This window comes from Ruegeria sp. J8, from assembly GCF_056531925.1.
Map to the genome: position 1 here is coordinate 105,896 of NZ_JBQFMR010000009.1, position 25,666 is coordinate 131,561.

Annotated in this window: 26 protein-coding genes; 14 read left to right on the forward strand and 12 right to left on the reverse strand. The window is 60.6% G+C overall.

The genetic code is table 11. From position 1 onward, the window contains the following. Positions 1-25: 25 nt before the first annotated feature. The 4 genes from trxA to ACR0L1_RS17890 form a co-directional block, all read right to left on the reverse strand. A complete protein-coding gene (trxA, locus tag ACR0L1_RS17875) occupies positions 26-943 on the reverse strand; it encodes a thioredoxin (protein WP_480505275.1) in 918 nt (305 codons plus the stop codon). Positions 944-1,019: 76 nt separating this feature from the next. Continuing rightward, positions 1,020-1,808 (reverse strand): exodeoxyribonuclease III, encoded by a 789-nt coding sequence (locus ACR0L1_RS17880; protein WP_480505273.1) that lies wholly within the window; start codon positions 1,806-1,808, stop codon positions 1,020-1,022. A 75-nt stretch (positions 1,809-1,883) separates the two neighbouring features. After that, on the reverse strand, positions 1,884-2,876 hold the full coding sequence (locus ACR0L1_RS17885; RefSeq protein WP_480860149.1) for an NAD(P)H-dependent flavin oxidoreductase: 993 nt from the start codon (positions 2,874-2,876) through the stop codon (positions 1,884-1,886). 249 nt (positions 2,877-3,125) lie between these two features. Continuing rightward, a complete protein-coding gene (locus ACR0L1_RS17890; protein WP_170355386.1) occupies positions 3,126-3,812 on the reverse strand; it encodes a response regulator transcription factor in 687 nt (228 codons plus the stop codon). 162 nt (positions 3,813-3,974) lie between these two features. Between ACR0L1_RS17890 and ribA the strand changes: the two genes are divergently transcribed. Further along, positions 3,975-5,069: a GTP cyclohydrolase II gene (gene ribA, locus ACR0L1_RS17895; protein WP_170774805.1), complete on the forward strand. Its 1,095-nt coding sequence runs from the start codon at positions 3,975-3,977 to the stop codon at positions 5,067-5,069. Continuing rightward, positions 5,066-5,566, forward strand: a complete 501-nt coding sequence (locus ACR0L1_RS17900) for a L,D-transpeptidase family protein (protein ID WP_480860151.1) — start codon at positions 5,066-5,068, stop codon at positions 5,564-5,566. Before ribA ends, ACR0L1_RS17900 begins: the two co-directional genes overlap by 4 nt. Here the strand turns inward: ACR0L1_RS17900 and ACR0L1_RS17905 are convergent. Together ACR0L1_RS17905 and ACR0L1_RS17910 are read right to left on the reverse strand one after the other, a co-directional pair. Beyond that, positions 5,550-6,209, reverse strand: a complete 660-nt coding sequence (locus ACR0L1_RS17905) for a YggS family pyridoxal phosphate-dependent enzyme (RefSeq protein ID WP_480860153.1) — start codon at positions 6,207-6,209, stop codon at positions 5,550-5,552. The two genes, ACR0L1_RS17900 and ACR0L1_RS17905, sit on opposite strands and share 17 nt — an antisense overlap. Before the next feature lie 102 nt (positions 6,210-6,311). Beyond that, on the reverse strand, positions 6,312-7,376 hold the full coding sequence (locus ACR0L1_RS17910) for a porin (protein ID WP_480860155.1): 1,065 nt from the start codon (positions 7,374-7,376) through the stop codon (positions 6,312-6,314). A gap of 282 nt (positions 7,377-7,658) precedes the next feature. Between ACR0L1_RS17910 and ACR0L1_RS17915 the strand changes: the two genes are divergently transcribed. The 4 genes from ACR0L1_RS17915 (at position 7,659) to holA (ending at position 12,260) form a co-directional block, all read left to right on the forward strand. Then, positions 7,659-8,150, forward strand: a complete 492-nt coding sequence (locus tag ACR0L1_RS17915; RefSeq protein ID WP_480552431.1) for a DUF3576 domain-containing protein — start codon at positions 7,659-7,661, stop codon at positions 8,148-8,150. A gap of 72 nt (positions 8,151-8,222) precedes the next feature. Beyond that, positions 8,223-10,757, forward strand: a complete 2,535-nt coding sequence (gene leuS / locus ACR0L1_RS17920) for a leucine--tRNA ligase (RefSeq protein WP_480860157.1) — start codon at positions 8,223-8,225, stop codon at positions 10,755-10,757. Then, positions 10,744-11,235: an LPS assembly lipoprotein LptE gene (locus ACR0L1_RS17925; RefSeq protein WP_480505259.1), complete on the forward strand. Its 492-nt coding sequence runs from the start codon at positions 10,744-10,746 to the stop codon at positions 11,233-11,235. The genes leuS and ACR0L1_RS17925 overlap by 14 nt, the downstream gene beginning before the upstream one ends. Next, positions 11,232-12,260, forward strand: a complete 1,029-nt coding sequence (gene holA, locus ACR0L1_RS17930; RefSeq protein ID WP_170791234.1) for a DNA polymerase III subunit delta — start codon at positions 11,232-11,234, stop codon at positions 12,258-12,260. Before ACR0L1_RS17925 ends, holA begins: the two co-directional genes overlap by 4 nt. Here the strand turns inward: holA and ACR0L1_RS17935 are convergent. Next, complete coding sequence (locus ACR0L1_RS17935) at positions 12,257-13,432, reverse strand: TIGR03862 family flavoprotein (protein WP_480860159.1); 1,176 nt, start codon at positions 13,430-13,432, stop codon at positions 12,257-12,259. The genes holA and ACR0L1_RS17935 overlap by 4 nt on opposite strands. 45 nt (positions 13,433-13,477) lie before the next feature. Between ACR0L1_RS17935 and ACR0L1_RS17940 the strand changes: the two genes are divergently transcribed. Further along, positions 13,478-13,774, forward strand: coding sequence for an HNH endonuclease (locus ACR0L1_RS17940; RefSeq protein ID WP_170783087.1), 297 nt, complete (start codon positions 13,478-13,480; stop codon positions 13,772-13,774). On the opposite strand, the gene ACR0L1_RS17945 is transcribed toward ACR0L1_RS17940, so the two are convergent. The 3 genes from ACR0L1_RS17945 to ACR0L1_RS17955 are packed head-to-tail and all read right to left on the reverse strand — an operon-like array spanning position 13,775 to position 15,857. Next, positions 13,775-14,512, reverse strand: coding sequence for a VOC family protein (locus ACR0L1_RS17945; protein WP_480505255.1), 738 nt, complete (start codon positions 14,510-14,512; stop codon positions 13,775-13,777). After that, positions 14,509-15,117 carry an enoyl-CoA hydratase/isomerase family protein gene (locus ACR0L1_RS17950; protein ID WP_170791240.1) on the reverse strand — a complete coding sequence of 203 codons (609 nt, stop codon included), beginning with the start codon at positions 15,115-15,117 and terminating at the stop codon, positions 14,509-14,511. Before ACR0L1_RS17950 ends, ACR0L1_RS17945 begins: the two co-directional genes overlap by 4 nt. Beyond that, complete coding sequence (locus ACR0L1_RS17955; protein WP_480505253.1) at positions 15,114-15,857, reverse strand: SDR family oxidoreductase; 744 nt, start codon at positions 15,855-15,857, stop codon at positions 15,114-15,116. Before ACR0L1_RS17955 ends, ACR0L1_RS17950 begins: the two co-directional genes overlap by 4 nt. Positions 15,858-15,997: 140 nt before the next feature. Between ACR0L1_RS17955 and ACR0L1_RS17960 the strand changes: the two genes are divergently transcribed. The 5 genes from ACR0L1_RS17960 to lpxK all read left to right on the forward strand — a co-directional run bounded on the left by ACR0L1_RS17960 (position 15,998) and on the right by lpxK (position 22,060). After that, positions 15,998-17,521: a DUF2125 domain-containing protein gene (locus ACR0L1_RS17960; protein WP_480860161.1), complete on the forward strand. Its 1,524-nt coding sequence runs from the start codon at positions 15,998-16,000 to the stop codon at positions 17,519-17,521. Between the two features lie 188 nt (positions 17,522-17,709). Then, positions 17,710-19,056: a TldD/PmbA family protein gene (locus ACR0L1_RS17965; RefSeq protein WP_480860162.1), complete on the forward strand. Its 1,347-nt coding sequence runs from the start codon at positions 17,710-17,712 to the stop codon at positions 19,054-19,056. Continuing rightward, positions 19,043-19,843 (forward strand): inositol monophosphatase family protein, encoded by an 801-nt coding sequence (locus ACR0L1_RS17970; RefSeq protein WP_170791247.1) that lies wholly within the window; start codon positions 19,043-19,045, stop codon positions 19,841-19,843. Before ACR0L1_RS17965 ends, ACR0L1_RS17970 begins: the two co-directional genes overlap by 14 nt. Further along, positions 19,840-21,075, forward strand: a complete 1,236-nt coding sequence (locus tag ACR0L1_RS17975) for a 3-deoxy-D-manno-octulosonic acid transferase (RefSeq protein WP_480860164.1) — start codon at positions 19,840-19,842, stop codon at positions 21,073-21,075. Before ACR0L1_RS17970 ends, ACR0L1_RS17975 begins: the two co-directional genes overlap by 4 nt. Next, positions 21,062-22,060, forward strand: coding sequence for a tetraacyldisaccharide 4'-kinase (lpxK, locus tag ACR0L1_RS17980; protein WP_480860166.1), 999 nt, complete (start codon positions 21,062-21,064; stop codon positions 22,058-22,060). Before ACR0L1_RS17975 ends, lpxK begins: the two co-directional genes overlap by 14 nt. Positions 22,061-22,098: 38 nt before the next feature. Here the strand turns inward: lpxK and ACR0L1_RS17985 are convergent, their stop codons facing one another. Both ACR0L1_RS17985 and ACR0L1_RS17990 read right to left on the reverse strand, forming a co-directional pair. Continuing rightward, positions 22,099-22,755, reverse strand: coding sequence for a DsbA family protein (locus tag ACR0L1_RS17985; protein ID WP_170774838.1), 657 nt, complete (start codon positions 22,753-22,755; stop codon positions 22,099-22,101). 14 nt (positions 22,756-22,769) lie between these two features. Continuing rightward, positions 22,770-23,276, reverse strand: a complete 507-nt coding sequence (locus ACR0L1_RS17990) for a DUF721 domain-containing protein (protein WP_480505241.1) — start codon at positions 23,274-23,276, stop codon at positions 22,770-22,772. Between the two features lie 81 nt (positions 23,277-23,357). On the opposite strand from ACR0L1_RS17990, the gene mutY reads away from it, so the two are divergent. After that, a complete protein-coding gene (gene mutY, locus ACR0L1_RS17995) occupies positions 23,358-24,413 on the forward strand; it encodes an A/G-specific adenine glycosylase (protein WP_480860169.1) in 1,056 nt (351 codons plus the stop codon). 57 nt (positions 24,414-24,470) lie between these two features. Further along, entirely contained in the window at positions 24,471-25,607 is a 1,137-nt protein-coding gene (locus tag ACR0L1_RS18000; RefSeq protein ID WP_480505237.1) for an alkane 1-monooxygenase, read from the forward strand. The last annotated feature ends 59 nt before the right edge of the window (positions 25,608-25,666 follow it).

A 25,666-nucleotide genomic window follows, 5' to 3' on the forward strand; every position in this document is an offset into this window, starting at 1 on the left:
ACCGGAGTGTAGCTCTGTTCAGAAATTAGGCAAATATCATCGAGCTTAGTTTACGCCGCCCGTTCAAAACAATCGGGTCATTTGGCTTGAGCGCATCAAAGATCGTGAAGAGCTGCGCCTTGGCGGCGCCGTCATTCCACTCGCGGTCGCGGCGAAACAGGTCCAGCAATTGCGCGACGGCCTCTTCCACGTCCCCGTTCGCGTGCAGCGCCTGCGCCAGATCAAAGCGTGCCTGATGGTTGTCGGGGTCCGCCTCAACCGCCGCCTTCAGCTCGGCCACGGGGCCGGCATCGGCGGCCTGTTTGGCCAGTTCCAACTGCGCATGGGCGGCTTCCAATTCGGGCGCGTTGGAAATTTCAGCCGGAGCACCATTCAGGATCGCCTCGGCCTGTTCCAGATCATCTGCGGCGATATGCGCGCGCACCAGACCGCCGTAAGCGCCGGCATGGTTGGGATCTTCGCCCAAAATCGCGGCAAAAGTCTGGGCCGCATCGCTTGCCGCGCCCTCGGCCAGCATTTCCTCGGCAGCGGCAACGGCTTCGTCCAACTGACCACCGGGGCTTTCGCCGCCTGCCGCTTCGATCACCCGGTCAACGAACGCTTTGATCTCGGACCCCGGCAGCGCTCCCTGAAACCCGTCGACAGGCTGACCCTTGAAAAAGGCATAGACTGTCGGGATCGACTGAATGCGCATTTGCGAGGCGATCATCTGCGCTTCGTCCACGTTGATCTTGACCATCTTGACCGCGCCCTTGGCGGCGGTGACGGCCTCTTCCAGCATCGGGCCCAGCGTTTTGCACGGGCCACACCACGGGGCCCAAAAATCGACGATGACCGGCACCTCTTGCGAGGTTTCCACAACGTCGGCCATGAAAGTGGCCTCGGACCCTTCCTTGATCAGGTCGGCAGCGGCAGAGTCGGGGGCGGTATTCAGAAGATCCATGGCAGTCACTCTTTCGTTCGTACTTGCGCCCTATATGCAACCGCAACAGGCAGAAACCAAGGGCTGACTTGCGCGATTACAGGTCGAATGTGGCAAAGACCGGGGCGTGGTCGCTGGGTTTTTCCCACCCGCGCGCGTCGCGAAGAACGCGGCTGGAATGTCCCGCGTTCGAGATATCGGGCGTGGCCCAGACGTGATCCAGTCGCCGCCCCTTGTCCGCTGCCTCCCAGTCACGCGCGCGGTAGGACCACCAGCTATAGAGCTGCCCCTCGGGGATGTCCTGACGGGTAACATCAACCCAACCGCCTGCATCTTGCGTCTCAGCCAGCGCCTGGACCTCGATCGGGGTGTGCGAGACAACCTTGAGCAGTTGTTTGTGCGACCACACGTCATCTTCGCGTGGGGCGATGTTCAGATCGCCGACCAGAATGGATTTTTCGGGCTTTTCAGCGCGAAACCAATCGCGCATGTCGGCGAGGTAATCCAGCTTTTGCCCAAACTTTTCATTCACCTCGCGGTCGGGCACATCGCCACCTGCGGGGACATAGAAGTTCTGGATGGTCACGCCGTTTTCCAGCCGTGCCGCAATGTGGCGGGCGTGGCCGAGACTGGCGAAATCCTTGTCGCCCACCTCCTCCATAGGGATGCGGGACAGGATGGCGACACCGTTGTAGCCCTTTTGCCCCCGCGCAACCATGTGGGTATACCCCAGCTCGGCGAAGCCTTCGGTCGGGATCTTCTCGACCGGTGACTTGCACTCTTGCAGACACAACACATCTGGGGCCTCTTCCTGCAACAATTTCAGCACGATAGGCTCGCGCAGGCGGACCGAGTTGATGTTCCAGGTGGCAAGAGTAAAGGGCATGGGGGACTCCTCTGTCGCGGTTGGGCGCGACGTTAGCGCGGTGCGGGGCGGGGTGCCATCGGAAAAACCGGTATGTCAGAGCCGGCACGGCGCCGCATTCAGCAGGGCTTGCGCCTCGTTGAATATCTCATCGACGATCTGTGCGGCGGGCATCACCTCGCGCACCATCGAAACGCCTTGCCCGGACCAAAGCGACATTGCCTCGACATCGCCCTGTGTTTCGGGCAGCGGGGTATAGCTTTGGTACCGCACCACGGCCTCACCATCAGGACGGTGGCCGATAATTTCCTGTTCGTTGGGACGCTGGCCCGGCGCGGCGGACCCTGCGTCTTTCCACTTTTGCGCGGTGGAATTGGCCAGCGCCCGATGCGGGGCTTGCGGCCATTTCACATCATAGAGGTCGTAGTACCATTCGGTCTGCGCCTCGGTCGCGTTCAGGACGCGGCGGCGGTATTCGCCATGAATCGTGGCCTCAACGCCGGCTAGAAACCGGGTGCCGACCCAAACGGCCGAAGCCCCCAGCATCAACGCAGCCGCCATGCCGCGCCCATCCGCTACGCCCCCCGCCGCAACAACCGGAACCGAAACCGCGTCCACAACGGCGGGAATCAACGCCATGGTGGCGACCTGGCCCCAGACGTGGCCTCCGGCCTCCCACCCTTGGGCGACAATGATATCTGCGCCAGCCTCTTCCGCCGCCTTGGCCTCGGCTGCGTTGCCGACGCTGGCCATCACCAGCAAGCCGCCCGTTTTGGCTTTGGAAATCGCCTCAGGCTCCATCCCCCAGAACAGCGAAACCGCGTGAACCTGTTTGTCGATACAGGTCTGAAGCTGTTCCTCATACGGAAATTCAAGGTTGATATTGACCGCAAAGTTACGGTCCGTCAGGGCACGCACCGCCTCAATGCCGCTTGCAACCTGCGCCGCGGGTTTGCCCCACAACGGGATGACGCCATAACCGCCCGCATTGCAGACAGCCGCCACCAGATCCGGTCCCGCCGCGCCCCCCATCGGCGCTGACAAAATTGGCTTTTCAATCTTCAACAATTCACGAATGTCACTGGACAAATCCCATCCCCCCAAAACGATGGGCCGAGTTGGCACCGGTACCGGGGGACAAGTCAAGCGCGTCCGGAATTTGGGTGGTCACGGACGGTGGCCGGGCGTCATACAGACTCGTTACACAAAAAAAGGCCGGGCCATCAGGCCCGGCAGTCCAACAGGGAGGTGCATGTCATAACCCGGACATGCGCGGGTTGGGAGTAACCTAATGATGACTTCAGGGTATCACTTTGATCCACATCAATCCACCGGCAGTTAAGAGACCAGACGATATCCGCCCGATTCTGTGACCAAAAGGCGAGCATTGGACGGATCAGGCTCGATCTTCTGACGCAGGCGATAGATGTGGGTTTCCAGCGTATGGGTGGTGACACCAGCGTTGTAACCCCACACTTCGTGCAGCAGCACGTCGCGCGCGACCACGCCATCCGCCGAGCGGTAGAGGAACTTAAGGATGTTCGTCTCTTTCTCGGTCAGGCGGATTTTGCGATCCTCCTCTGTGATCAGCATCTTCATCGCAGGCTTAAACGTATACGGCCCAAGAACAAAGACGGCGTCTTCGGACTGTTCGTGCTGGCGCAGCTGGGCACGGATGCGGGCCAAAAGAACCGGGAACTTGAACGGCTTAGGAACATAGTCATTGGCACCGGCATCCAGGCCCAGAATGGTGTCGGCGTCGCTGTCGTGACCGGTCAGCATCAGGATAGGGCTTTTGACGCCCTGCTTGCGCATCAGGCGGCACAGCTCGCGCCCGTCCGTATCAGGCAGACCGACGTCCAGAATAACAAGGTCATAAATCGCCTCGCGGGCTCGCTCCATGGCCGAGGCACCATCTGACGCTTCGAACACGTCAAAGTCTTCTGTCATCACGAGCTGCTCACTCAGCGCCTCGCGCAGGTCTTCATCATCATCCACCAGCAGGATTTTCTTAAGCTGTGCCATTCCCGGTCCTCCTAAGCCTTTTCGGACACTTGCGTGTCGAATATGCAATCAACAAGGTTTGCTGCAATCGTCTCACGCCCTCGTGTCCGGCGAGTAGGAATTATTTCACATTTCCTGCGGATCAGGATACAGAAAGAGGCTGATCGTTACAGGGTAACATAAATGAGTCTTATCCCCGACATATCGGAACTGCTGGCACGCGCCCGCGCGGACCTGCGTATGGGTGTCCCGGTCGTGCTAACGGATGACAGTGGATTCAGCGTGCTGGCCATTGCCTCAGAAACCCTGAGCGCCCAACGGCTTGCGGATTTGCGCAGCCTTGGCGGCGAGCCAGTGGTTGCAATCACCGTAAGACGAGCTGAGACTCTGAAAGCGCGGGCCTATGACGGTGATCTCGCGCGGGTGGTCATTCCGGCAGATACCGATATCGGTTGGGTTCAGGCTGTGGCCGACCCTTCGGACGATCTGAACGCACCTATGAAGGGCCCCCTGATGACGGAACGTCAGGGTAATGCCAATCTGCACCGCATCGCCATTGCGCTGACCAAATCAGCGCGTCTGCTGCCCGCAGCCGTTGTGGTCCCGGTCGAGGACGGGCGCGCATTTGCCGCTGCGCACGGTCTGACCTGCATCGACCACACTCGCGCCGCACCGCATCTGGCCGATCGCAGCATCCTGAATGCCGTTGTCGCCGCGCGCCTTCCGATGGAGGTGTCCGAGGCAGGCCGGTTGCACGTATTCCGCCCCGAAGATGGCGGCGAAGAACATTACGCCATCGAAATCGGCCGACCGGACCGAAGCAAACCAGTATTGGCGCGGCTGCATTCGGCCTGTTTCACCGGCGACCTGATGGGCAGCTTGAAATGCGATTGCGGCCCGCAACTGCGGGGGGCACTGGCGCAGATGGGTTCGGAGGGCGCCGGGGTGCTGCTCTACCTCAACCAAGAGGGGCGGGGCATTGGGTTGGCCAACAAGATGCGCGCCTATTTCCTGCAAGATCAGGGGTTCGACACGGTCGAAGCCAACCACCGGCTGGGTTTCGAGGATGACGAGCGTGATTTCCGATTGGGTTCGGATATTCTGAAATCGCTGGGATTCAACTCGGTCCGATTGCTGACGAACAATCCTGCCAAGATTGCGATGATGGAGAAAACCGGCATCGCCGTGACCGAGCGTGTACCGCTGAAGGTGGGCGAAACCGCGCATAACCGCGGATATCTGGCAACCAAGGCGGCCAAGTCCGGCCACTTGCTGTGACCCCGCAAGATCTGGTTCTGACCCCGCGCGGCGTTCGGTTTGCCGGGCGTTTGTTTCCTTGCTCAATCGGCAAAGGCGGGCTGAGCAACGACAAACGCGAGGGCGATGGGGCGACCCCGACCGGCATTCATCACATCGTCGGGCTTCTGTACCGACCGGATCGTGTTGTGGCGCCGACCTCTTGGGCGATCCCGACTGGACCGCAGGATCTGTGGTCCGATGACGGAAGCGATTCTCGATATAATCAACTGGTACGCGCGCCCTACCCGTTCAGCCACGAGAGACTGCGCCGCGCTGATCCGCTCTACGATGTTGTGCTGCTGACGGATTGGAACTGGCCCAATGCAGTTCCGGGTCGTGGGTCGGCCATTTTTCTGCATCAATGGCGGCGACCCGGATTTCCGACCGAAGGTTGCATTGCCTTTCGGCGCGATCATCTGCACTGGATCGCGCAAAGGGTGCTGCCCGGGACGCGGGTAATTATTCCTCGGGCCTGACGCGTTCGCCAAAGATCGCCGAGCCGACCCGCACATGGGTCGCACCCAAGGCGATAGCCTTTTCGAAATCGTCGCTCATACCCATCGACAGCCCCTCAAGCCCATTGCGGGCGGCGATCTTCGCCAGCAATGCAAAATGCAGCGCGGCTTCTTCATCGACCGGAGGGATGCACATCAGCCCGACGACCGGCAGATCCAGCGCCATGCATTCGGCAATAAACGTGTCAGCTTCGGATGGTTTAATGCCAGCCTTTTGCGCCTCTTCCCCCGTGTTGACTTGAATGAACAGGTCAGGGCACGCGCCCACTTCTTGCGCCAACCGTGCGAGTGTCTTGGCCAGCTTGGGGCGATCAACTGAGTGTATTGTGCTGAACAGCTCGGTCGCCTGACGGGCTTTGTTGGTTTGCAAAGGGCCGATCAGGTGCAAATCGACATCGGGATATATTTCCATGAAACCGGGCCACTTTCCGGCCGCTTCCTGCACCCGGTTTTCCCCAAAGCACCTGTGGCCCTGCGCCAGAACGTCCAGTACGCGGTCGTTCGGCTGGACCTTGGACACCGCGATCAGTTTGACACTGCCAGCAACGCGTCCTGCGGCAGCCTCGGCCTTGGTGATACGGGTTGAGATATCGTGCAGCGGCATGGGTTCCCTCGAATTGACCTGCGCGCAGGAAAACACCAAGTCGGCGCAAAAGAAAAGGGCAGGTCCGAAGACCTGCCCTTAAACCATGCGGTTCAGCTCAACTTAGAATGCAAAGAATGCACCGAAGTCTGCGCGCAGTTGCGAGTCTTCACATGCGTCGCAGTCGCTGTTGCCGATACCACCGCGCAGCGATGCACCACCACCCAGGTCGTATACCGCGCCGATACCATACTGCTGGGTGTCGCCGTCTGCGTTACCGTCGCCGTAAGCGAAGCTCAGAGTTGTCGCGGCGCCCAGGTTGTAGGCTGCCGACACACCCCATGCAGTGCCGTCTGTTTCAACTTCACGAGTTCCGATAATGGTAGTCGGTGTGTCTTCGTCTGCAACAAACCCAGTCAAATTCCAGTCACCGAAATCTGCACCCAAGGTGAAGACCAGCAAGTCTGAATCTTCGCCGCTGTCACCGCCGTCGGTTTCACCATAGGCCAGCGCCGCAGTAACATTGTTGAAGGTGTAAGTTACGCTAACGTCCCAGCGGTCGCGATCTTCGGTACCGCCCAGGCCATCGTTCAAGAACAGAGTATTCTGGTCATAAGACGCGCCAAACGCGAAATCGCCAACTGCATACTGGAAGAACACAGCATTCGAACCTGCGCCGGTCGACGAGAAGGCCAGGAAGTTATAGTCAACACCCGAGTACTGACCGATGAAGCTTTCCAGACCGGGCTCGTTACCGTAGTAGTTGGCCAAGTTGTCGAAGGCACCCGAAACGTTACCCGCGTCAACACGCAGACCTTCGTACTGAACGGTGAAGCGTGCACCGCTCAGCTGAGCCGAGCCAGCTTCGCCTGTGCTGGCGTTTTCGTCAGCCTGCAGGCGAACACGAGCCGAGAACTCAACGCCGCTATCGGTATCGACAACGCCGTCGATGTTCAGGCGGAAACGCGAGACCAGGATGGTTTCGTCAGCTTCTGCAGTCGTAGCAACGGTTGTTGTCGCCGTGCCGCCGTCGATTGTGGTGATGGTGATATTGGTAGTACCAGTCGCGTTTGAGCGATCTTCCAGGTACCCGATACCAAAGCGACCGTAGCCGCTGAATTTGATTTCGGCCGACGCCATGCTTGCGGTTGCCAGCAGAGCGGTCGATGCGAAGAGAACTTTTTTCATCTTGTTTCCCTCGGTTTCAAAGTTTTTCTACTCGACACATGTCTTTGCACGTGTCTCAGCACGGGAACCGTTTCGCTCTTTTTGCCCCCCTCACGCAAGCTTGGCATAAAGCCTCGCGCCCTATTGGCCGCAGATTGGTGCAAGGATGCCACAGTTGATTGCCTGGCCCGCCACACCAACAAACCCACCCTAAAGTGACAAGAATAGGCTTGTTGCGGCACCTGACCTTGTCTAGGAGTATCTCTGAACGAGTGAGACCCAATGAAATAGGACCCTTCGACGATGCGCCCGCAGACGATTTTCGGTATGATCCTTGTGACCGCCCTGGTCTCATCTTGCGGGCTGGGCAACTCTGAACCACCGAACCCAAACCTGCAACTTTCGTCAGACGGCACCAGCACTGCTGAGCGCGAGTTGAATGACCCGAATCGCTCGACGATCTGGGATGTGTTCGATACCGCCGATGCCGAGCAGGTCACCAATGTGAATCGCTACCTGTGGTCGGCGTCTCTGGACATTCTGAACTTCTTACCTGTCGAAGAGGTGGACCCCTTTACCGGTGTAATCGTAACGGGTTACGGCACACCTCCGGGTGGTGGTCGTCAATATCGCGCCACAGTGCATATCAGTGATCCGGCCCTCGCGGCGCGTTCGCTTTCGGTATCGCTTCAAACCAGCGGAGGCGCTCCTGTCAGCGCTGCAACCACGCGCGCGGTTGAAGATGCAATCCTGTCGCGCGCCCGCCAGTTGCGGATTGCGGACAACAAGCTCTAGCCACCCGCTGCAAATCACAATATTACCACGCCGGGCTCTGTCCCGGCGTTTTCATTCACGAAGGACCGCACGATGTCGCGCTACTCGGCCAACGAAATCGAAGCAAAATGGCAAGAGGCCTGGGACAAGGCCGGAATCTTTGCCGCTAATCACAAGGCGGACAAGCCGAAATACTACGTGCTTGAGATGTTCCCCTACCCGTCTGGCCGAATCCATATGGGACACGTACGCAACTACACGATGGGCGACGTGATCGCGCGGCACAAACTGGCGACTGGGCACAACGTGCTGCATCCAATGGGCTGGGACGCATTCGGGATGCCTGCAGAGAACGCTGCGATGGCCATTGGCGGCCACCCCAAAGACTGGACCTACGGCAACATCGCCGACATGCGAGGGCAAATGAAACCGCTTGGCCTGTCGATCGACTGGTCGCGCGAATTCGCCACTTGTGACCCGGAATATTACGGCCAGCAACAGGCATTGTTTCTGGATATGCTTGAGGCCGGGCTGGTCTACCGCAAGAACGCCGTGGTGAACTGGGACCCGGTGGACATGACTGTTCTGGCCAATGAACAGGTGGAAAACGGGCGCGGCTGGCGCTCGGGCGCTCTGGTCGAGCGGCGCGAACTGACGCAGTGGTTCTTTAAGATCAGCGACTATTCCGAAGAATTGCTCGGCGCGCTGGACACACTGGAAAACTGGCCCGCCAAGGTGCGGTTGATGCAGGAAAACTGGATCGGCAAATCGCGCGGCCTGCAGTTCAGCTTTGAACGCACCGATGGTGCCGAGCCGATCACCGTCTACACGACTCGCCCCGATACGCTGATGGGCGCGTCTTTCGTCGGCATCTCGCCCGATCACCCGATTGCCAAGCAGCTGGAGGCTGAAAACGCCGAAGTCGCTGAATTCGTGGCCGAATGCCGCAAGGGCGGCACCACCGAAGAAGCGATCGAGACCGCCGAAAAGCTGGGCTATGACACCGGCATCACCGTCAAACACCCGCTGGACCCGAATTGGGAACTGCCGGTCTGGATCGCGAACTTCATCCTGATGGATTACGGCACCGGCGCAATCTTTGCCTGCCCAGCCCATGACCAGCGTGATTTGGACTTCTGCCGCAAATACGGTCTGCCGGTGGTCGATACGTTCTTTGCACTGGACGATGACACCCCGGTGGACAAGATCGCTTTCGTTCCGCCGAAAACCGAGAAAGTCCGCTGGGTGAATCACTTCGCCGGCCTCACTGAGGCGACGGGCGATGAGGCCATCAACACCACCGTCGATTTCGCCGAAAAGGCGGGCTGGGGCGAAGGTGTCACCAAATATCGCCTGCGCGACTGGGGTCTGAGCCGCCAGCGCTACTGGGGCTGCCCGATTCCCGTGGTGCATTGTGATTCCTGTGGTGTGGTGCCCGAAAAGAAAGAGAACCTGCCAGTTCGCCTGCCCGACGATGTGACATTCGACAAACCCGGCAACCCGCTGGATCGTCACCCGACCTGGCGTGACTGCGAATGCCCGAAATGCGGAGCCCCGGCCACACGCGAGACCGACACGATGGACACGTTCGTCGATTCGTCGTGGTATTTCGCTCGTTTCACCGCGCCCCGCGCCGAAACCCCGACCGATCTGGCCGAGGCCGAATACTGGATGAACGTGGATCAGTATATCGGCGGCATCGAACATGCGATTCTGCACTTGCTCTATTCGCGCTTCTTTGCGCGGGCCATGCAGATTACCGGCCACCTGCCCAAAAAGGCCATCGAGCCGTTCAACGCGCTGTTCACTCAAGGCATGGTCACGCACGAAATCTACCAAACCCGCGACACCAATGGCCGACCGGTCTATCACCTGCCCGAGGACGTGACCGACGGCAAACTGGCCGACGGTACCGAGGTCGAGATCATCCCTTCGGCAAAGATGTCGAAATCCAAGAAAAACGTGGTGGATCCGGTCAGCATTATCTCAGCCTTTGGTGCAGATACCGCGCGCTGGTTTGTGCTGTCCGATTCGCCGCCCGAACGCGACGTGGAATGGACCGCATCCGGGGCCGAGGCCGCCTTTAAGCACCTCAGCCGCGTGCATCGCATCGCCACTGAGATCGCCGAATCCGATGCGCCCGCCAATGCTGAGGATGAAACCCTGCTGCGTGAAATGCACAAAGCCATTCATGATGTGTCAGGCGGGGTCGAATCCTTTGGTTTCAATGCCTCGATCGCTAAGCTTTACGCCTTTACCAATACACTGGCGAAATCCAAGGCGGGCGCAGATGCCAAACGTCAGGCGGCCAAAACACTGGCGCAGCTGATGTCCCCGATGACCCCGCACCTGTCAGAAGAGCTGTGGCAATTGCTGGGCGGTGAGGGGCTGGTTGCCACCGCCGCGTGGCCCGTCGCAGATGAGGAGATGCTGGTCGACGATACCGTCACCCTGCCCATTCAGATCAATGGCAAGCGCCGCGCGGAAATCAGCGTTCCATTGGAAATGGACAAGGCCGAGGTTGAAAAAATCGCGCTCAGCACCGAAGCTGTGCAAAAGGCGCTGGATGGCAATGCGCCGAAAAAGGTGATCGTTGTACCGGGCCGGATCGTGAATGTCGTTGTTTGACCGCAGAACCCTGTTGATGCTGCCGCTGGCACTCGCTGCCTGCGGCTTTGAACCGGTCTATGCCCCCGGTGGCACTGGCGCGGCTCTGGACGGGCGTGTCACAGTATCGGCGCCGAATTCAACCAACAGTTTTCTGCTGGTCCAGAATCTGGAACAACGGCTGGGCCGCAGTGCAAATTCGGGTAACGCCTATAATCTTGATGTCGATGTCTCGACTGTAGTTCGTTCTGCCGCGATCACCCAGACCAACGAGACCAACCGTCTGAATATCGAAGGCACCGCGACCTACGCGCTGCGGTCGAATGAGACCGGGCAGATTTTGGCCTCGGGCCGGGTGAACAATTTCGTCGGCTATTCCGCAGCCGGTTCGACCGTGTCGACTCTGGCGGACGAGCGGGATGCGATGCAGCGGCTGATGGTGATTCTGTCGGACCAGATCGTAACCGAGCTTTACACCGTCCCGGGACTTGGCACATGAAGCTCAGCCCACGCGAGGCTGAGGGGTATTTTGCGCGGCCTGACGCCGACAAGCTTGGGTTGCTGATATACGGCTCGGATGCGATGCGTGTGGCGTTGAAGCGCCAGCAGGTTCTGGCGGCCCTTCTGGGCGCAAATGCCGAAGAAGAGATGCGCTTGACGCGGATGCCCGGCAGCGATCTGCGCGGCGACCCGGCCCTGTTGCTGGATGCGGTAAAAGCCGTCGGGTTCTTTCCCGGCCCACGCGCTGTGTTTGTCGAGGATACCACCGACGTGGCTGCCCCTGCGATTCTTGCAGCCTTCGAGGATTGGGCACCCGGTGACGCTCAGATCATCGTCACCGCCGGGCTGTTGAAACCCAGCTCGAAAATCCGCAAGGCCTTTGAAGCACACCCTTCTGCCTATGCGGTCGGCATCTACGACGATCCCCCATCGCGGGCCGAGGTCGAACGGGTTCTGTCCGAGGCCGGGTTGAAGAACATCCCGTCCGATTCCATGTCGGCGATAACCGAACTTGCAGCCGGAATCAGCCCCGGAGACTTTGCGCAAACCATTGAAAAGCTGTCCCTATACAAGCGCGGAGACAGCTCTGAGCTGACCATCGAGGATATCGAATCCTGCGCCCCCCGCTCGACCGAGGCCGCGCTGGACGATGTTCTGAACGTGGTGGCCGAGGGCCGTGCGGGCGAAATTGGTCCTCTGATCCGCCGCTTGCAATCGCAAGGCACCAATGCGGTGACTTTGTGCATTGGGGCCACCCGGCATTTTCGTACACTTTACGCCTGCGCATCGGACCCTGGTGGGGCGGCGCAGGGTATCGGCAAACTGCGTCCGCCGGTCTATGGCAAACGGCGCGACCGGATTCTGCGGCAGGCGCAGGGATGGGGCGCGCCAAAGCTGCAAACCGCGCTGACCGTTCTGACCGATACGGACCTGTCCTTGCGGTCCGCCGGTCAAACCGCACCCGCCATGGCATTGGTGGAACGCGCCATGATCCGCTTAGCAATGCTGGCCCGGTCGCGTTAGCGCGCCAGCCATTGCACGGCCCCGCGCCCGGCCCAGCGCCCGGTGGCGAGGCACGCGGTCAGAAGATATCCCCCCGTCGGGGCCTCCCAATCCAGCATCTCACCGGCACAGAACACGCCAGGTTTGGCCGTTAGCATCAGGTGGCCATCCATGGCGCCTCGCTGAACCCCACCTGCGGTTGAAATCGCTTCGTCCATCGGGCGCAGCTGCGCGCCAAGGATGGGTAAGTGTTTGAGCGACGCAGCTTCGTGCCCTTGCGACGCACCTGTTTGCTTGGACATCTCATGAAACAGTGCAATTTTCTGTGGCGGCAGTTTCAGAGCCTTTTTCAGCCATTGAGACAACGTTGTTTTCGCGCTTTTTGCCTCAAACCTCGCCTGCAAAGCTTTCGCACCCAGATCGGGCACCAGATCGACATTAAGATCCGCTCCCCGACGCAGCGCCGGTGTAAGCGAATACAGCCCGCCGCCTTCCAGCCCGGCGGCAGAGATCGTGGCCTCACCCCTGCTGTGCAACTCTCCGGCCATCCAGCGCACCGATTTCAGCGCCTTGCCGAAATGCGGCTGCATATGAGGGCTCCACGCCACCGACAGCGCCGAATTCGCCGGTTCGAACGAAGCCAGCGCCACACCTTTCTCTGCTAGCATCTTCGCCCATTGCCCATCTGATCCTAGCCGCGCCCAACTGGCCCCGCCCAGCGCCAGCACGGTCGCGTCGGGTTTGATGACCTGCGGCCCCTCAGACGTATCAAAGCGCAAAGCGTCGCCGTCCCAGCCCAACCAACGCCAGCGGGTTCGGATCTGCACACCCGCCTCGTCCAACTGCCGCAGCCATGCTCGCAACAGCGGCGAGGCTTTCATCGCGCTGGGAAACACCCGCCCGGTCGAACCGGTGAACAGCTCTTGCCCCAACCCTCTTGCCCAGCCCTGCACCGCGACGGCGTCGAACTCGGCCACGATCGGACGCAGCCAATCGGCCGCGCCGTATGCAGGCATCAAATTCTCGAACGTCTCGTCCTTGGTCAGGTTCAAGCCGGATTTGCCCGCCATCAGAAACTTGCGCGCGACCGAAGGCTTGGCCTCGGCCACCAGCACGTCGTGACCCGCTGCTGCAAGCTGCTCTGCCGCCATCAGACCCGCAGGCCCGGCACCGATTACAACTGCATGTGCCATTGCTGTCCTCTTGCCTTTCGCACGCCCTGAGCCACAGTCTGCCCCATGCCCGACCGCGACCCCATCTGCCCGCTATGTGACCGCCCCATTCCTGACGGGGGCGGAAGCCTGCACCATCTGATCCCAAAACTCAAAGGGGGCAAGGGCGGTCCCACGGTTTTACTGCACGTGATCTGCCACAAAGAGGTCCACGCCACATTGTCCGAAGCCGAACTGGCCCGCAATTTCAACACGGTCGAAGCCCTGCGTACACACCCTCGAATTGAGAAATTCCTGAACTGGGTGCGCAAACGCCCGCCCGGCTTTCGCTCAAAAGTTCCGGGCAAGCGGCGCGGGCGTTGATCAACCCGGCCAGACGCGATCCCCGAACGCATCGTGGATAGGGGCGGGTAGCCCTTCGATCTCGATCCCGCGATAATCCGGCGAGGGTGCGAATTGCGCACCTGCCACGTTCTGAAATTCCAAGGTCGTGTAGGGACGTTTCCACAGCCATTCCCGGTTCGCCACGACCCACGGATCGGCATCCGGGTGTGTCTCGTCGGTGAAGGCATAGAAATGCAGGTCGAACCCGTATTGGGCAACATCCTGCATCGACAAAAGGCGCATGCCCTGCGCGCGGCAGAACTTGTCCTCGGCCCCGATATCGCCTGTGCGCAGGGTGATCTGACCGATCCGGGCCTGCGCAAACGGATCGTCGGGATCTGCCGCGTTGTCTGGGCGGTTGCCCTCAAAATCATGTTGCAGCAGTTCGATGACAAACCCCTCGGGGTCGGTTAGGTGGCACATATAGCCGATGTCCAGAAACTGCCGAGGGGTCGAGACCTCAACCCCCTGTCGCCGCAGATAAGCCGCTGCCAGATCGACGTCGGGAAGGGTAATGCCAATCTTCCAATAGCGCTGGCCTTGGTCGTGGCTATAGCCCCCACCGCCCGGCATCAGCAGCAGATCGGCATCTTCGCCTGCATATCCCAGACGCAGGCTCGCCCCCTGTTCTTGCGCGCGCATGCCCAAAAGCTCGCCGTAGAACTTTGACAGGCGTTCAGGGTCCGCGACCCGAAGACGGATGGCAGATAATCTCATGGGCAAAGTTCGGCAATTCCAGCCGCGATTTTCGGATCGGCGCTCAGGCTGTCTGCCACCAGATCCCGCGCCGTCTGCATCAATACGTCAGGTTCAACCACACGGTCGACCAGACCGAAGGCAAAGGCTTCATCCGCTGCGATCTTTTGCCCGGCCATCAGGACCATCTTGGTCCGGGATGGCCCGATCAGCGCTGCCATACGACCCGGATCAGACGGTTGAGGCAAAAACCCCAGCTTCATGACCGGGTAGAAAAACTTGGCCGTGGGCACGGCAATACGGATGTCACAGGCCAGAACCATCCCGTTGGCCCCGCCCGCCAGCGTCCCGTTCAGGGCCGCCACGGTCAGGCATGGCAGCGCTGCAATGGCTCCGGACAGACGTTCCCACAAATCCGAGGTTGCCAGCCCTGCCCGCGCCTCATCCAGATCGGCACCAGCGCTGAACACCTTGCCCGCACCGGTCAGGATCAAGGCGCGTGCCTCTGTCGCGGCTTCGGCTATTTCGCAAAGTTCGGTCAGCATTGCCCCGGTCAGCGCATTGGCCTTTCCGGGGTTGTTCAGCGTAACGATCCAAAGCCCGTCCGCCTTACTTAACTCAATCACGTCAGACCTACCCGTTGTCGAATGTCCTCGCGGCGTAGCGATATCTCATCACCCAGAAACTCATCGGCGTCCTTGGTGCACATCCATAGCAACGCGCGCGCGGGCCAATCGGCGGGGATGTGATCGCTCCACTCCAACTGGCTGACGGCGTTGATGCCGCTGGCCTTGATCACGCGCTGCATATCCGTGGCCACAGTACCCGGAGATAGCCCCATCGCGCGGATGCCGTGAATAGATTCCTCAAGATGCAAACACTCGGTCAGCATCTTCGCCCCGGCCTTGGAGGCGCAATAGTGGCTCCACGCCTCAATCGCGTTCGAGGCCGCGCCGGACGAGATGGTGATCACCGTCCCTCCACCGGCTGCCCGCATAATCGGCAACGCGGCGCGCATCCCGTAGAAAACACCCTTGAGGTTAATATCGATCGCCTTACCCCAAGCCTCGACATCGGCATTCGACAGATGAAAGATCGGATCAATCACACCCGCATTGCCGATCAGCACGTCCAGCCCGCCAAAGCGGTCCACGCAATCGGCCACGGCCTGTTCGAACTGCGCAAAATCGCTGACGTCACATTGCAACGCAATCGCATTCTCCCCCAGCGAAGCCGCCAGAGCATCGATCTGGTCCCTGTTGCGCGCAACAAGGGCGACATTCGCCCCGGCCGCGGCAAAAACGCGCCCTGCTTCGGCCCCGATGCCGCGACTGGCCCCAGTTATCAGTACGGTTTTTCCTTGCATGTGGACCCTGTACCTCCGTTGTTTTGAGATTGTGTAAACCTCTACCTCGCTAACGGGGAAAGGGTCCAGCCCTTGCCCCTTGACGCCCGACGCCACAGGCACGACGATGCCCGCAAAATTGATCAAGAAGGGTTCTTGTAATGTCCGTTTTCCTTCGCCGCAGCAGCGGCGCTGTTTTGGCCTATGCCGTCATTTCCCAAGGCGCGTTTGCCGATGTTACTGCACAGGATGTGTGGAACGACTGGCAAAGCTATCTGTCCCAGATGGGCTACACGGTCGAGGCGCAGCAATCAGCCAATGGCAATGTACTTAGCATCACGGACATGAACCTGAACATGGTTCTGCCCGAAGAGGACAGCAGCTTTAAAATGCAGGTCCCGCAGATGACGCTGACCGAAAACGGCGATGGAACCGTCAGCATTTCCCTGCCCGAAACTCTGCCGATGACTGTCTCGGGTGAGGGTGAGGGCGAGGCGTTCTCGGCCAAGATCCTATACACCCACAAAGGTCTGAACATGGTCGTGTCGGGCAGCCCGGATGAGATGACCTATGACTACACCGCCGACACGCTAGGGATCACGCTGGACGAGATAACGGCCAATGATGAAACTCTGCCCAGCGACGTTTTGGGTGTGGCCGTACAGCTTGCCGATCTGTCAGGCAGTTCACGCATGAAGATCGGTGAAAACCGCGATATAGACCAGACCTTCACCGCCAGCGCACTCAGCTATGATCTGGCCTTCGACGACCCCGAGAGCGACGATACCGGCAAGATCGACGGCTCGCTGGAACAGCTTGCGTTTGAAGGCACCAACGTCATTCCGTCGAGTTTCGATGTGTCGGACCCTCTGGCCTTTTACCAAAATGGTTTCGAATTCTCGGGGCTGTTTACCTATGCCTCCGGCAAGACGGCCATCGCGGGCACCTCGGACGGAGAAAGCTTTGACATGAGCAGTTCCTCTGAGGGGGGGCGGTTCGGGGCCAGCTTTGACGCGCAGCGTCTGGCCTATGATCTGGAGCAGAACAGCACCAAACTGGCAGTGACCACGGCAGACCTGCCTTTCCCGATCGAGATTGCGATGGCCAATGCCGGGTTGAAATTCGAATTCCCGGTGCAGAAATCCGAAGAAATTCAACCGTTCGGCTTTGCCTTCAACCTGACCGATTTCACCATGTCGGACGTGTTGTGGAGCATTTTTGACCCCGCAGGTGCGCTGCCGCGAGATCCAGCCACCATTGCTTTGGATACGGCGGGCACTGCAAAAATCCTGACAGATTTCTTCGACCCCGAGGCAGTCGAGTCGCTGGCCTTGTCCGAAGACGCGCCGGGTGAGTTGCATTCGCTGAAGATTAACGAACTGCTGGTGTCTCTGGTCGGTGCAAAACTGACCGGTGAGGGCGACTTCACCTTCGACAACACCAATACGCAAGAACTGGGCGGCCTGCCCACACCTGTCGGCAGCACTACATTGCAACTGGTCGGGGCCAATAAGTTGATCGACACGCTGATCAGCATGGGATTGGTTGCGGAAAGCGATGCCCTGGGCGCACGGATGATGATGGGTCTGATGGCCGTTCCTGGCGAAGAACCCGATACGCTGAATTCCAAGATCGAATTCACCGAGGGCGGCCAGATCAAGGCCAATGGTCAGCGCATCAAGTGACCTGCACTGTCAGAGGGCGGTCATCGCCTGCCCTCTGACGTCTTTTCCGGTTCGAACCCGGTGACGATTTTCCATTGCCCTGAAATGCGCCCTGCGTTCACGCAACTTCGTTGTGCCCAATGGCATTGGGGGCCTTGCGGGACGCCCGGTCCGGGGCTAGGTCCAATACAACCACACCCGGAGGCCCCATGACCCGCGCACTTGAAGAAATCAGCCAGAACCTGCTGGATGCGGCCCGCAAAGCGGGGGCCGAGGCTGCCGATGCCATTGTATTGGACGGCTCCTCCGTGTCGGTCGAGGTGCGCGCCGGGGCGCTGGAACACGCGGAACGGTCGGAAGGTACCGATCTTGGGTTGCGTGTGTTTCTGGGTAAGCGGCAGGCGATCGTATCCAGCTCGGACAGCCGCCCCGAGACCCTGACGGCAATGGCCGAACGTGCCGTCGCCATGGCAGGCGAAGCCCCCGAAGACCCCTTTACCGGCCTCGCCGACCCAGACCAGCTTGCCAAAACCTGGGACATGCAGGCGCTGGAGCTGTTTGATCCCACCCCCGAACCCACGGCCGAAGCCCTGTTGCAGGACGCATTGGCCGCCGAGGCTGCGGCGCTGGCTGTTGACGGGGTGTCTCAGGTCTCGGATGCGGCGGCGGCCTATGGGACGCACCGGGTGCATTTGGCAGCCAGCAATGGATTTTCCGGCGGTTATACTCGGTCCAGCCGGTCAACATCCTGCGTGGCGATCTCGGGCGAAGGCACCGGGATGGAGCGGGACTATGATGGTGACAGCCGCACCTTTCAGACCGATCTGCGCGCACCCGACGAGATCGGCCGCACCGCCGGGGAGCGTGCGGTTCAGCAAGTGGGCGCACGGAAACCAACCACCGGCACCTTTCCGGTTCTGTTTGACGAGCGCATCTCGTCCTCGCTGATCGGGCATTTGCTGGGGGCCAGCAACGGCGCAGCCATTGCGCGCGGCGCATCCTGGCTGTCGGATTGTCTCGGCGAACAGGTTCTGCCCGAGCGTATATCGCTGATCGAAGACCCGCATCGCCCGCGCATTGCCGGATCCCGCCCGTTTGACGCCGAAGGCCTGCCAACCCGACGCCGGGCGATTGTCGAAAACGGCGTTCTGACCGGGTGGACCTTGGATCTGGCCAGTGCGCGCAAGTTGGACATGACCTCGACGGGTAACGCTGCTCGCGGGGTCTCGGGGCCCCCGTCTCCCAGCAACTGGAACCTGAGCCTGACGCAGGGTGATCAAAGCAGGGCTGACCTGCTGCGCGATATGGGAACCGGGCTTTTGGTGACGTCGATGATCGGGTCAACCATCAACCCCAATACAGGCGACTATTCCCGCGGCGCATCAGGCTTTTGGGTCGAAAATGGCGAGATCACCTATCCGGTCAACGAATGCACCATTGCGGGCAATCTGCGCGACATGTTGAAACGGATCGTTCCGGCCAATGACGCCCGCCCCTATCTGTCGCGCGTGGTGCCGTCGTTGCTGATCGAAGGGATGACACTTGCCGGCAACTGACCTGCCCCTGCTGATCGACGCCGCATTGGAGGCCGGAAAGATCGCTACCCGCTATTCGGGCACCACGGCCCAGCGCTGGGACAAACCCGGCGGCGCGGGCCCGGTGACCGAAGCCGATCTGGCGGTGAACGCGATGCTGGAGCAGAAGCTGCCAGCTGCCCGGCCCGGCTATGGCTGGCTCAGCGAAGAGACAGAGGATTCCCAAGCGCGGCTTACAAAAGACCGGGTGTTCATCATCGACCCGATCGACGGCACGCGCAGCTTTGCCGAAGGCTCGCGGACCTGGGCGCATTCGCTAGCCGTTACAGAAGGCCAAGAAGTTACGGCAGCTGTTATATACTTACCCCGCCGCGACCTGCTTTTTGCGGCAGCCAAAGGGCAGGGAGCAACGCTAAACGGCACCGCAATACGTGTGTCTGGCATCGACGATCTGAACAGCGCTGAAGTTCTGGCAGCCAGACCAAATATGGACGCCAGCCATTGGCGCAATGGCACAATTCCCGGCTTTCAGCGCAACTACCGCCCGTCGCTGGCTTATCGCATGGCTACGGTTGCGCAAGGGCGGTTCGACGGGATGCTGACGCTGCGCCCAAGCTGGGAATGGGATATCGCCGCCGGTGATCTGATCATCCGCGAAGCGGGCGGAGTGTGTTCCGACCGATTGGGCGGGCCGCTGCGCTTCAACAACCCGCATCCCCGCCTAAATGGGGTCGTCGCTGCAGGGGCCGCCTTGCACAGCCGTATAACCAACATGCTGGAGCCGGAAAGCACCGGACCCTGGTCATGACCAAGACGCGCTCGATGAGCTTGACGGCCTATCGCGTCCTGTCTTGGGGGGTGTCCAGCGCAGGAGACACCGCCTACGCCCCACGCCCCGGGGGTGAATTGATCTGGATACATATCGGCGCACGGGATCGGCAGCGGGCAGTGGTTGATTTTTGTCAACGCCTGCAACAGGTCCGACCCGATCTGTCGATCCTGTTGACGGCCCCGCCGGATGCAGATCTGTCTCGCTGGCCGTCGGGCGACTTTCCCCTGATCAACCTGCCATCCGAACAGACCGGCGCCGCGCGCGCCTTTCTAGAGCATTGGCGCCCAGATATCGGCCTTTGGATTGGCGGCGGGCTGATGCCCAACCTGATCACGCGGGCGCAGGAAAGGGGCATCCCTCTGATCCTTGCCGAAGCCGCCTATCACTTCAACATCGCACCGGGTGGACGCTGGCTGCCAGACCTGACCCGACTGACCTTCGACAGTTTCACCTCCATCCTAACCACGAATAACGAAGCCGCCCGGCAAATCCGCCGGCTGGGTATCTCGTCCTCGAAAGTGGGCACAGCTCCGCCCCTTATGGTCAGCCCCAACCCCCGCCCCTGGCCTGAGGATGAGTTGATCGAGATGACGCATGCCCTGTCTGGTCGCCCTGTGTGGCTAGCTTCCTGGGTGCAGGACAAGGAATTCATCTCTGTCCTCAGCGCCCATAGGCAAGCGACCCGAATGCTGCCCAGGCTGGCCCTTGTGCTGCATGTCGCGGATATCTACGAGGCAGCCCCGCTGCACCGACGGCTTGAGGCGATGGACCTGCGCTGCGTCAACTGGGATGAAGGCGGAACAATCGAGGACAACACGCAGGTGATCCTGTCCTCGGATGCCGAAGCTTTGGGTCTCTGGCAGCGCGTTTCAGCCGTGACCTTCATCGGCAGCACGCTGGAACGCGGGTCAGGTGGACAGGACCCGCTGATTGCGGTTGCCCTGGGCTCGGCGGTTATTCACGGCCCGTTTGTGCATCGGCACCAACAGATATACGATCAGCTTGACCGGGCGGGTGCCGCAAGAGTGGTGAGAAGTGCAACCGAACTGGGTGACGCTGTTGTGGAAAGCCTGGCCCCGGACCGCGCCGCCGATATGGCGCTGGCCGGATGGCAGGTCGTAACCGAGGGCGCACCGCAGGCGGATCGCCTGATCGAATTGGTGCAGGACACATTGGATCGGCGGGGATCAGATCATGCAGGCACCTGATTTCTGGCACACCGCACCTGACCGATTGGCAATCCGGGCACGACTTCTAGCTCCGCTTGGGGGACTTTACGCGGCCGCAACCGCCCGGCGCGTTGCGGCCCAGCCGGGTCTAACACCCGGCGTACCAGTGATCTGCGTTGGCAACCTGAATGCGGGCGGCACCGGGAAGACCCCCACCGTGATCTGGATGATCGAACAGTTGCGCGATGCGTGGCATCAGACCCATGTGGTCACACGCGGCCATGGCGGATCGCTGGACGGGCCGGTGCGCGTTGATCCGGGCAAGCATACCGCAGCCGAGGTCGGGGACGAGCCGCTGTTGCTGGCCGCCTTTGCCGATGTCTGGGTGGCAAAGGACCGCGCCGCCGGGGCCAAAGCCGCCGCCGAGGCCGGAGCGACGGTGATCGTTCTGGATGACGGGTTTCAAAACCCCTCGGTCGCCAAGGATTTCTCGGTCATCGTGGTGGATGCCCAGCGCGGGTTCGGCAACGGGTTGTGCCTGCCTGCCGGACCGTTGCGCGAACCGGTCGATGTGGGCCTGAAACGTGCCGATCTCGTCCTGTCACTAGGGGATGCCGCCGCGCAGATCGAATTCACCAACAGATGGGGGCTGAAGCTGACCGTTCCCCACGCCACGGGTGTGGTCGAGGCGCTGCAAACCGGGATGGACTGGGCCGACACGCCGGTTCTGGCCTTTGCCGGGATCGGCCACCCGGAGAAGTTCTTTGCAACCCTGCGCCAGCAAGGCGCAACCCTGTTGCGGGCCGAAGCACTGGACGATCACCAGCCACTGACCCCGGCCTTGATGACCCGGTTGGAAAATGAGGCACGCCTGCTCGGTGCACAGATGGTCACGACCGAGAAAGACGCCGTCCGCCTGCCCGCAGCGTTCCGCAGCAAGGTCATCACCCTGCCCGTTCGCCTAAATGTCGCGGACGGCGACAGGATCAAACAAATGCTCTTGCAAGTTGCCCCATCGCCCTAAAAAGCGACCAGCCGAAAAGAGCTGGCCGCCAAACAGGCTTAGCTGCCCAGTTCGTCTTCGATCAGCTTCTTGAACGCGTCATACGACTGGTTCTCGACCGCTTTGCCGTTCACGATAAACGACGGAGTGGCCTGAATGCCGTCACGCTCGGCGTTTTCCTGGTACCAGGCCACCAATGTGCGGGCACGATCGCCATCCTGAAGACAGGCTTCAAGCTGGTCATTGTCGATCCCGGCCAGACGCCCGATCTTGCGCAGTTCATCCACGATCTCAGCCGGGCCACCCGCGCGGGTCCACTCGGACTGGCCTTCATAGATCAGATCCGAGATGCCAAAGAACTTGTCAGGACCCGCACAGCGCGCCACCATCGACGCCCACAGGCCGTAGCGGTCGAAATACACCTCGCGGTAGACAAACTTGACCTTGCCGGTGTCGATGAAATCCTTCTTGAGTTGCTTGTACGGCCCTTTGTGGAAATTCGCGCAATGCGGACAGGTGTACGAGGCATATTCGATGATCTCGACCGGCGCGTCCTCGGCCCCCAGGGTCATCTCGACGATGGTCGAGGTGTCCAGCTCGGCCTCTTGCGCCTTGGCGCTGCCGATCAGCGAAAATGACGCGTTTGGTGACGACAGCAAAAAGCTGCCTGCGGCAATGGCGACGGCCGCGCAAATTCCGGTTGCAATACGGCTCATGTATCAGCCCTTTCTCAGCGTTTTTGTTTGGATAGAACGTTACGACCCAGACGTTCAAGGGCTGCACGCAGGTCGCCATCATGGACGTCTTGCGCTGCCCGGTCCGCCTCGGCCGCGATTTCCGGTTTCAGTGTGGGTTTCACCACTTTCGGTTTGTGATCGAAACTGGCCTGCCCCTCGGCAAATCCTGTCGGAGCGGTCTGGGTGATGCGCACCCGGCTGATGGCGTTATAGCCATAAACCGCGTTCACTTTACCGCGCAGCTGTTCCTTTTGCATCTCAAGCATCGGGGCTTGCGGGCCGGTGGTCAGCACGGTTAGCGTCGCCCCCATGCCGCCTTTGCCATAGCCCACGTTCACAGGGCGCGCGATGGCAGCCATGTCCTGCCCCACGATCTCGGCCCAATGGGTCAACAGGCGCGACACGGCAAAGCCCCGGCTTTCACCGGCGCGTCTGATCTGATCGCTCAGCAATGTCGCGGTGCGTTTGAACCCGCGGGTCGAAGAACGTCTGCGCTGCATCTGGTTTCCAACTCCTGCGCCACTATTGTAGAGGGCAGGACACCGGGCGCCAGCGAAACCCGACAGGGAGATGATTAAAAATTGCGTGACACAGGCGAATTTGACGTCAGCAACGAATTGCTGGCCTGGTACGACCGCCACGCCCGCAAGATGCCGTGGCGCGTCAGCCCCGCTGACCGCGCCGCCGGAGTGCGGCCCGACCCCTATCGCGTCTGGCTGTCTGAGGTGATGCTGCAGCAGACCACCGTGGCCGCCGTGCGTGACTATTTCATGCGGTTCACGACGCGCTGGCCCACGGTGCAGGCGCTGGCCGCGGCCCCCGATGATCAGGTCATGGGCGAATGGGCCGGGCTGGGCTACTACGCCCGCGCCCGCAACCTGCTGAAATGCGCGCGAGCGGTGGCTGAAGATCACGACGGCATCTTCCCCGACACCCATGACGCTTTGCTAGGCTTGCCCGGCATCGGCCCTTATACCGCCGCTGCAATCTCGGCCATCGCCTTTGACCGCCCCGAAACCGTGCTGGATGGAAATGTCGAACGCGTCATAGCCCGGCTTTACGACATTCACGCCCCGCTGCCCGGCTCGAAACCTGCGCTAAAGAACAAAGCCGCAACGCTGACACCTGACGTACGACCCGGAGACTACGCGCAGGCTGTCATGGATCTGGGGGCCACGATCTGCACGCCCAAATCACCTACCTGCGGGATTTGCCCGCTGCGCGATCCCTGCCTGTCGCGCAAGGCCGGAACGCAGGCTGACCTGCCGCGCAAAACGCCCAAAAAACCAAAGCCCACGCGCTATGGCCATGTCTATATCGCCCAGCGTAACGATGGCGCGCTGCTGCTTGAGCGTCGCCCGGACAAAGGCCTGCTGGGTGGGATGTTGGGCTGGCCCGGATCAGATTGGTCGGATGCGCCAGCCGAGACACCGCCCTTCCCGGCGGATTGGCAGGCACTGCCCGGCGAGGTGCGCCACACCTTCACCCATTTCCACCTGATTCTGCGCGTCTGGACCGCCCCCCTGCCGGAAGATCTAGCCCCGAATGACCTGATCATCATGGACAAACACACGTTCCGACCCAAAGTTCTTCCAACTGTGATGCGCAAGGCGCTTGACCTCTGGCTCGGGCAGTAACAGGTTTTTCAAAAAGGCCTCTGGAGCATCCCAGAAGCGGTCATTCGGAGTTGGCGCATGATTTCATCCGACACCCTCTCCCGCTGGCAATCAGCGCTGCCCTTCTGGGTATCCTTCATGCTGATTCCCATAATTTGGATATCGGCCACCCTTGGTGGCTGGTGGGTTCTTCTTGTGCCGATTTTCACCTGGTGGGCCTTTGCCATACTGGACCTGCTGACCGGGCTGGAGCTGAACAACGCGGACCCCGACACCCCTGACAAAGGCCTGCGCTGGTACATCCTGCTGACCAATATCTGGGTCCCGGTGCAGTTCATCACGCTGTTCGGTCTGATCTGGTTTGCCACTCATACTGATCACCTGTCCTTGGCGTCCAAGATCGGGTTGTTCTTCGGCATGGGCGTCATCTCTGGCACAATCGGGATCAACTACAGCCACGAACTGATGCATCAAAAAGGCCGGTTCGAGCGTTGGCTGGGCGATATTCTTCTGGCCATGGTCCTGTATTCGCATTTCCGGTCCGAGCATCTGCTGGTGCATCACCGCTATGTCGGCACCCCTCGAGACCCAGTGACCGCCCGCTATAATGAAGGGTTTCACCGCTTTTATCCCCGCGTCCTGCGGCAGTGCCTGACCTCAGCCTTCAAGGCCGAGCGCGACAAGCTGGCGCGGAAAGACCGCCCATGGACGGACGCTTCGAACCCCTTCTGGCGCTATTGGGTGTTGCAGGGCAGTATGGTGCTGCTGGCTCTTGGGGTCGGAGGGTGGTCCGGCGTCGCCCTGTTCCTGCTTCAGGCCGGTGTCGCGATCTGGCAGCTGGAGTTGGTCAACTATGTCGAACATTACGGCCTGACCCGCAAGCATCTGGGCGATGGGAAATACGAACACGTCAAGCCGCAGCATTCCTGGAATGCATCACAAAAAGCGTCAAACTGGCTGCTGATCAATCTGCAACGGCATTCGGACCACCACTATAAACCCAATCGCCGTTTTCCCCTTTTACAACACCATTCCGAAGACACCGCTCCGCAACTGCCCTACGGTTACCCTGTGATGACCGTCGCCGCCATGATCCCACCCGTTTGGCGGCGCGTCATGAATCCGCGCGTTCGCGCCTGGAGACGCCACTACTACCCCGAGGTCAGCAACTGGAAACCCTACAACAAATCGCAAAACCCGCTGCCTCGAGCGTGACCGCAGCGCGCCCCGCGCGCTGCCCGGCCCAACGATCTGCCTTGCATCTATGATGCAAT

Bases quoted from the DNA above. Each gene is read 5' to 3' on its own strand.
- trxA (WP_480505275.1), bottom strand. From the start codon at position 943: ATGGATCTTCTGAATACCGCCCCCGACTCTGCCGCTGCCGACCTGATC.
- ACR0L1_RS17880 (WP_480505273.1), bottom strand. From the start codon at position 1,808: ATGCCCTTTACTCTTGCCACCTGGAACATCAACTCGGTCCGCCTGCGC.
- ACR0L1_RS17890 (WP_170355386.1), bottom strand. From the start codon at position 3,812: ATGGCACAGCTTAAGAAAATCCTGCTGGTGGATGATGATGAAGACCTG.
- ribA (WP_170774805.1), top strand. From the start codon at position 3,975: ATGAGTCTTATCCCCGACATATCGGAACTGCTGGCACGCGCCCGCGCG.
- ACR0L1_RS17905 (WP_480860153.1), bottom strand. From the start codon at position 6,209: ATGCCGCTGCACGATATCTCAACCCGTATCACCAAGGCCGAGGCTGCC.
- ACR0L1_RS17910 (WP_480860155.1), bottom strand. From the start codon at position 7,376: ATGAAAAAAGTTCTCTTCGCATCGACCGCTCTGCTGGCAACCGCAAGC.
- ACR0L1_RS17915 (WP_480552431.1), top strand. From the start codon at position 7,659: ATGCGCCCGCAGACGATTTTCGGTATGATCCTTGTGACCGCCCTGGTC.
- leuS (WP_480860157.1), top strand. From the start codon at position 8,223: ATGTCGCGCTACTCGGCCAACGAAATCGAAGCAAAATGGCAAGAGGCC.
- ACR0L1_RS17925 (WP_480505259.1), top strand. From the start codon at position 10,744: ATGTCGTTGTTTGACCGCAGAACCCTGTTGATGCTGCCGCTGGCACTC.
- holA (WP_170791234.1), top strand. From the start codon at position 11,232: ATGAAGCTCAGCCCACGCGAGGCTGAGGGGTATTTTGCGCGGCCTGAC.
- ACR0L1_RS17935 (WP_480860159.1), bottom strand. From the start codon at position 13,432: ATGGCACATGCAGTTGTAATCGGTGCCGGGCCTGCGGGTCTGATGGCG.
- ACR0L1_RS17940 (WP_170783087.1), top strand. From the start codon at position 13,478: ATGCCCGACCGCGACCCCATCTGCCCGCTATGTGACCGCCCCATTCCT.
- ACR0L1_RS17945 (WP_480505255.1), bottom strand. From the start codon at position 14,512: ATGAGATTATCTGCCATCCGTCTTCGGGTCGCGGACCCTGAACGCCTG.
- ACR0L1_RS17955 (WP_480505253.1), bottom strand. From the start codon at position 15,857: ATGCAAGGAAAAACCGTACTGATAACTGGGGCCAGTCGCGGCATCGGG.
- ACR0L1_RS17960 (WP_480860161.1), top strand. From the start codon at position 15,998: ATGTCCGTTTTCCTTCGCCGCAGCAGCGGCGCTGTTTTGGCCTATGCC.
- ACR0L1_RS17965 (WP_480860162.1), top strand. From the start codon at position 17,710: ATGACCCGCGCACTTGAAGAAATCAGCCAGAACCTGCTGGATGCGGCC.
- ACR0L1_RS17975 (WP_480860164.1), top strand. From the start codon at position 19,840: ATGACCAAGACGCGCTCGATGAGCTTGACGGCCTATCGCGTCCTGTCT.
- lpxK (WP_480860166.1), top strand. From the start codon at position 21,062: ATGCAGGCACCTGATTTCTGGCACACCGCACCTGACCGATTGGCAATC.
- ACR0L1_RS17985 (WP_170774838.1), bottom strand. From the start codon at position 22,755: ATGAGCCGTATTGCAACCGGAATTTGCGCGGCCGTCGCCATTGCCGCA.
- ACR0L1_RS17990 (WP_480505241.1), bottom strand. From the start codon at position 23,276: ATGCAGCGCAGACGTTCTTCGACCCGCGGGTTCAAACGCACCGCGACA.
- ACR0L1_RS18000 (WP_480505237.1), top strand. From the start codon at position 24,471: ATGATTTCATCCGACACCCTCTCCCGCTGGCAATCAGCGCTGCCCTTC.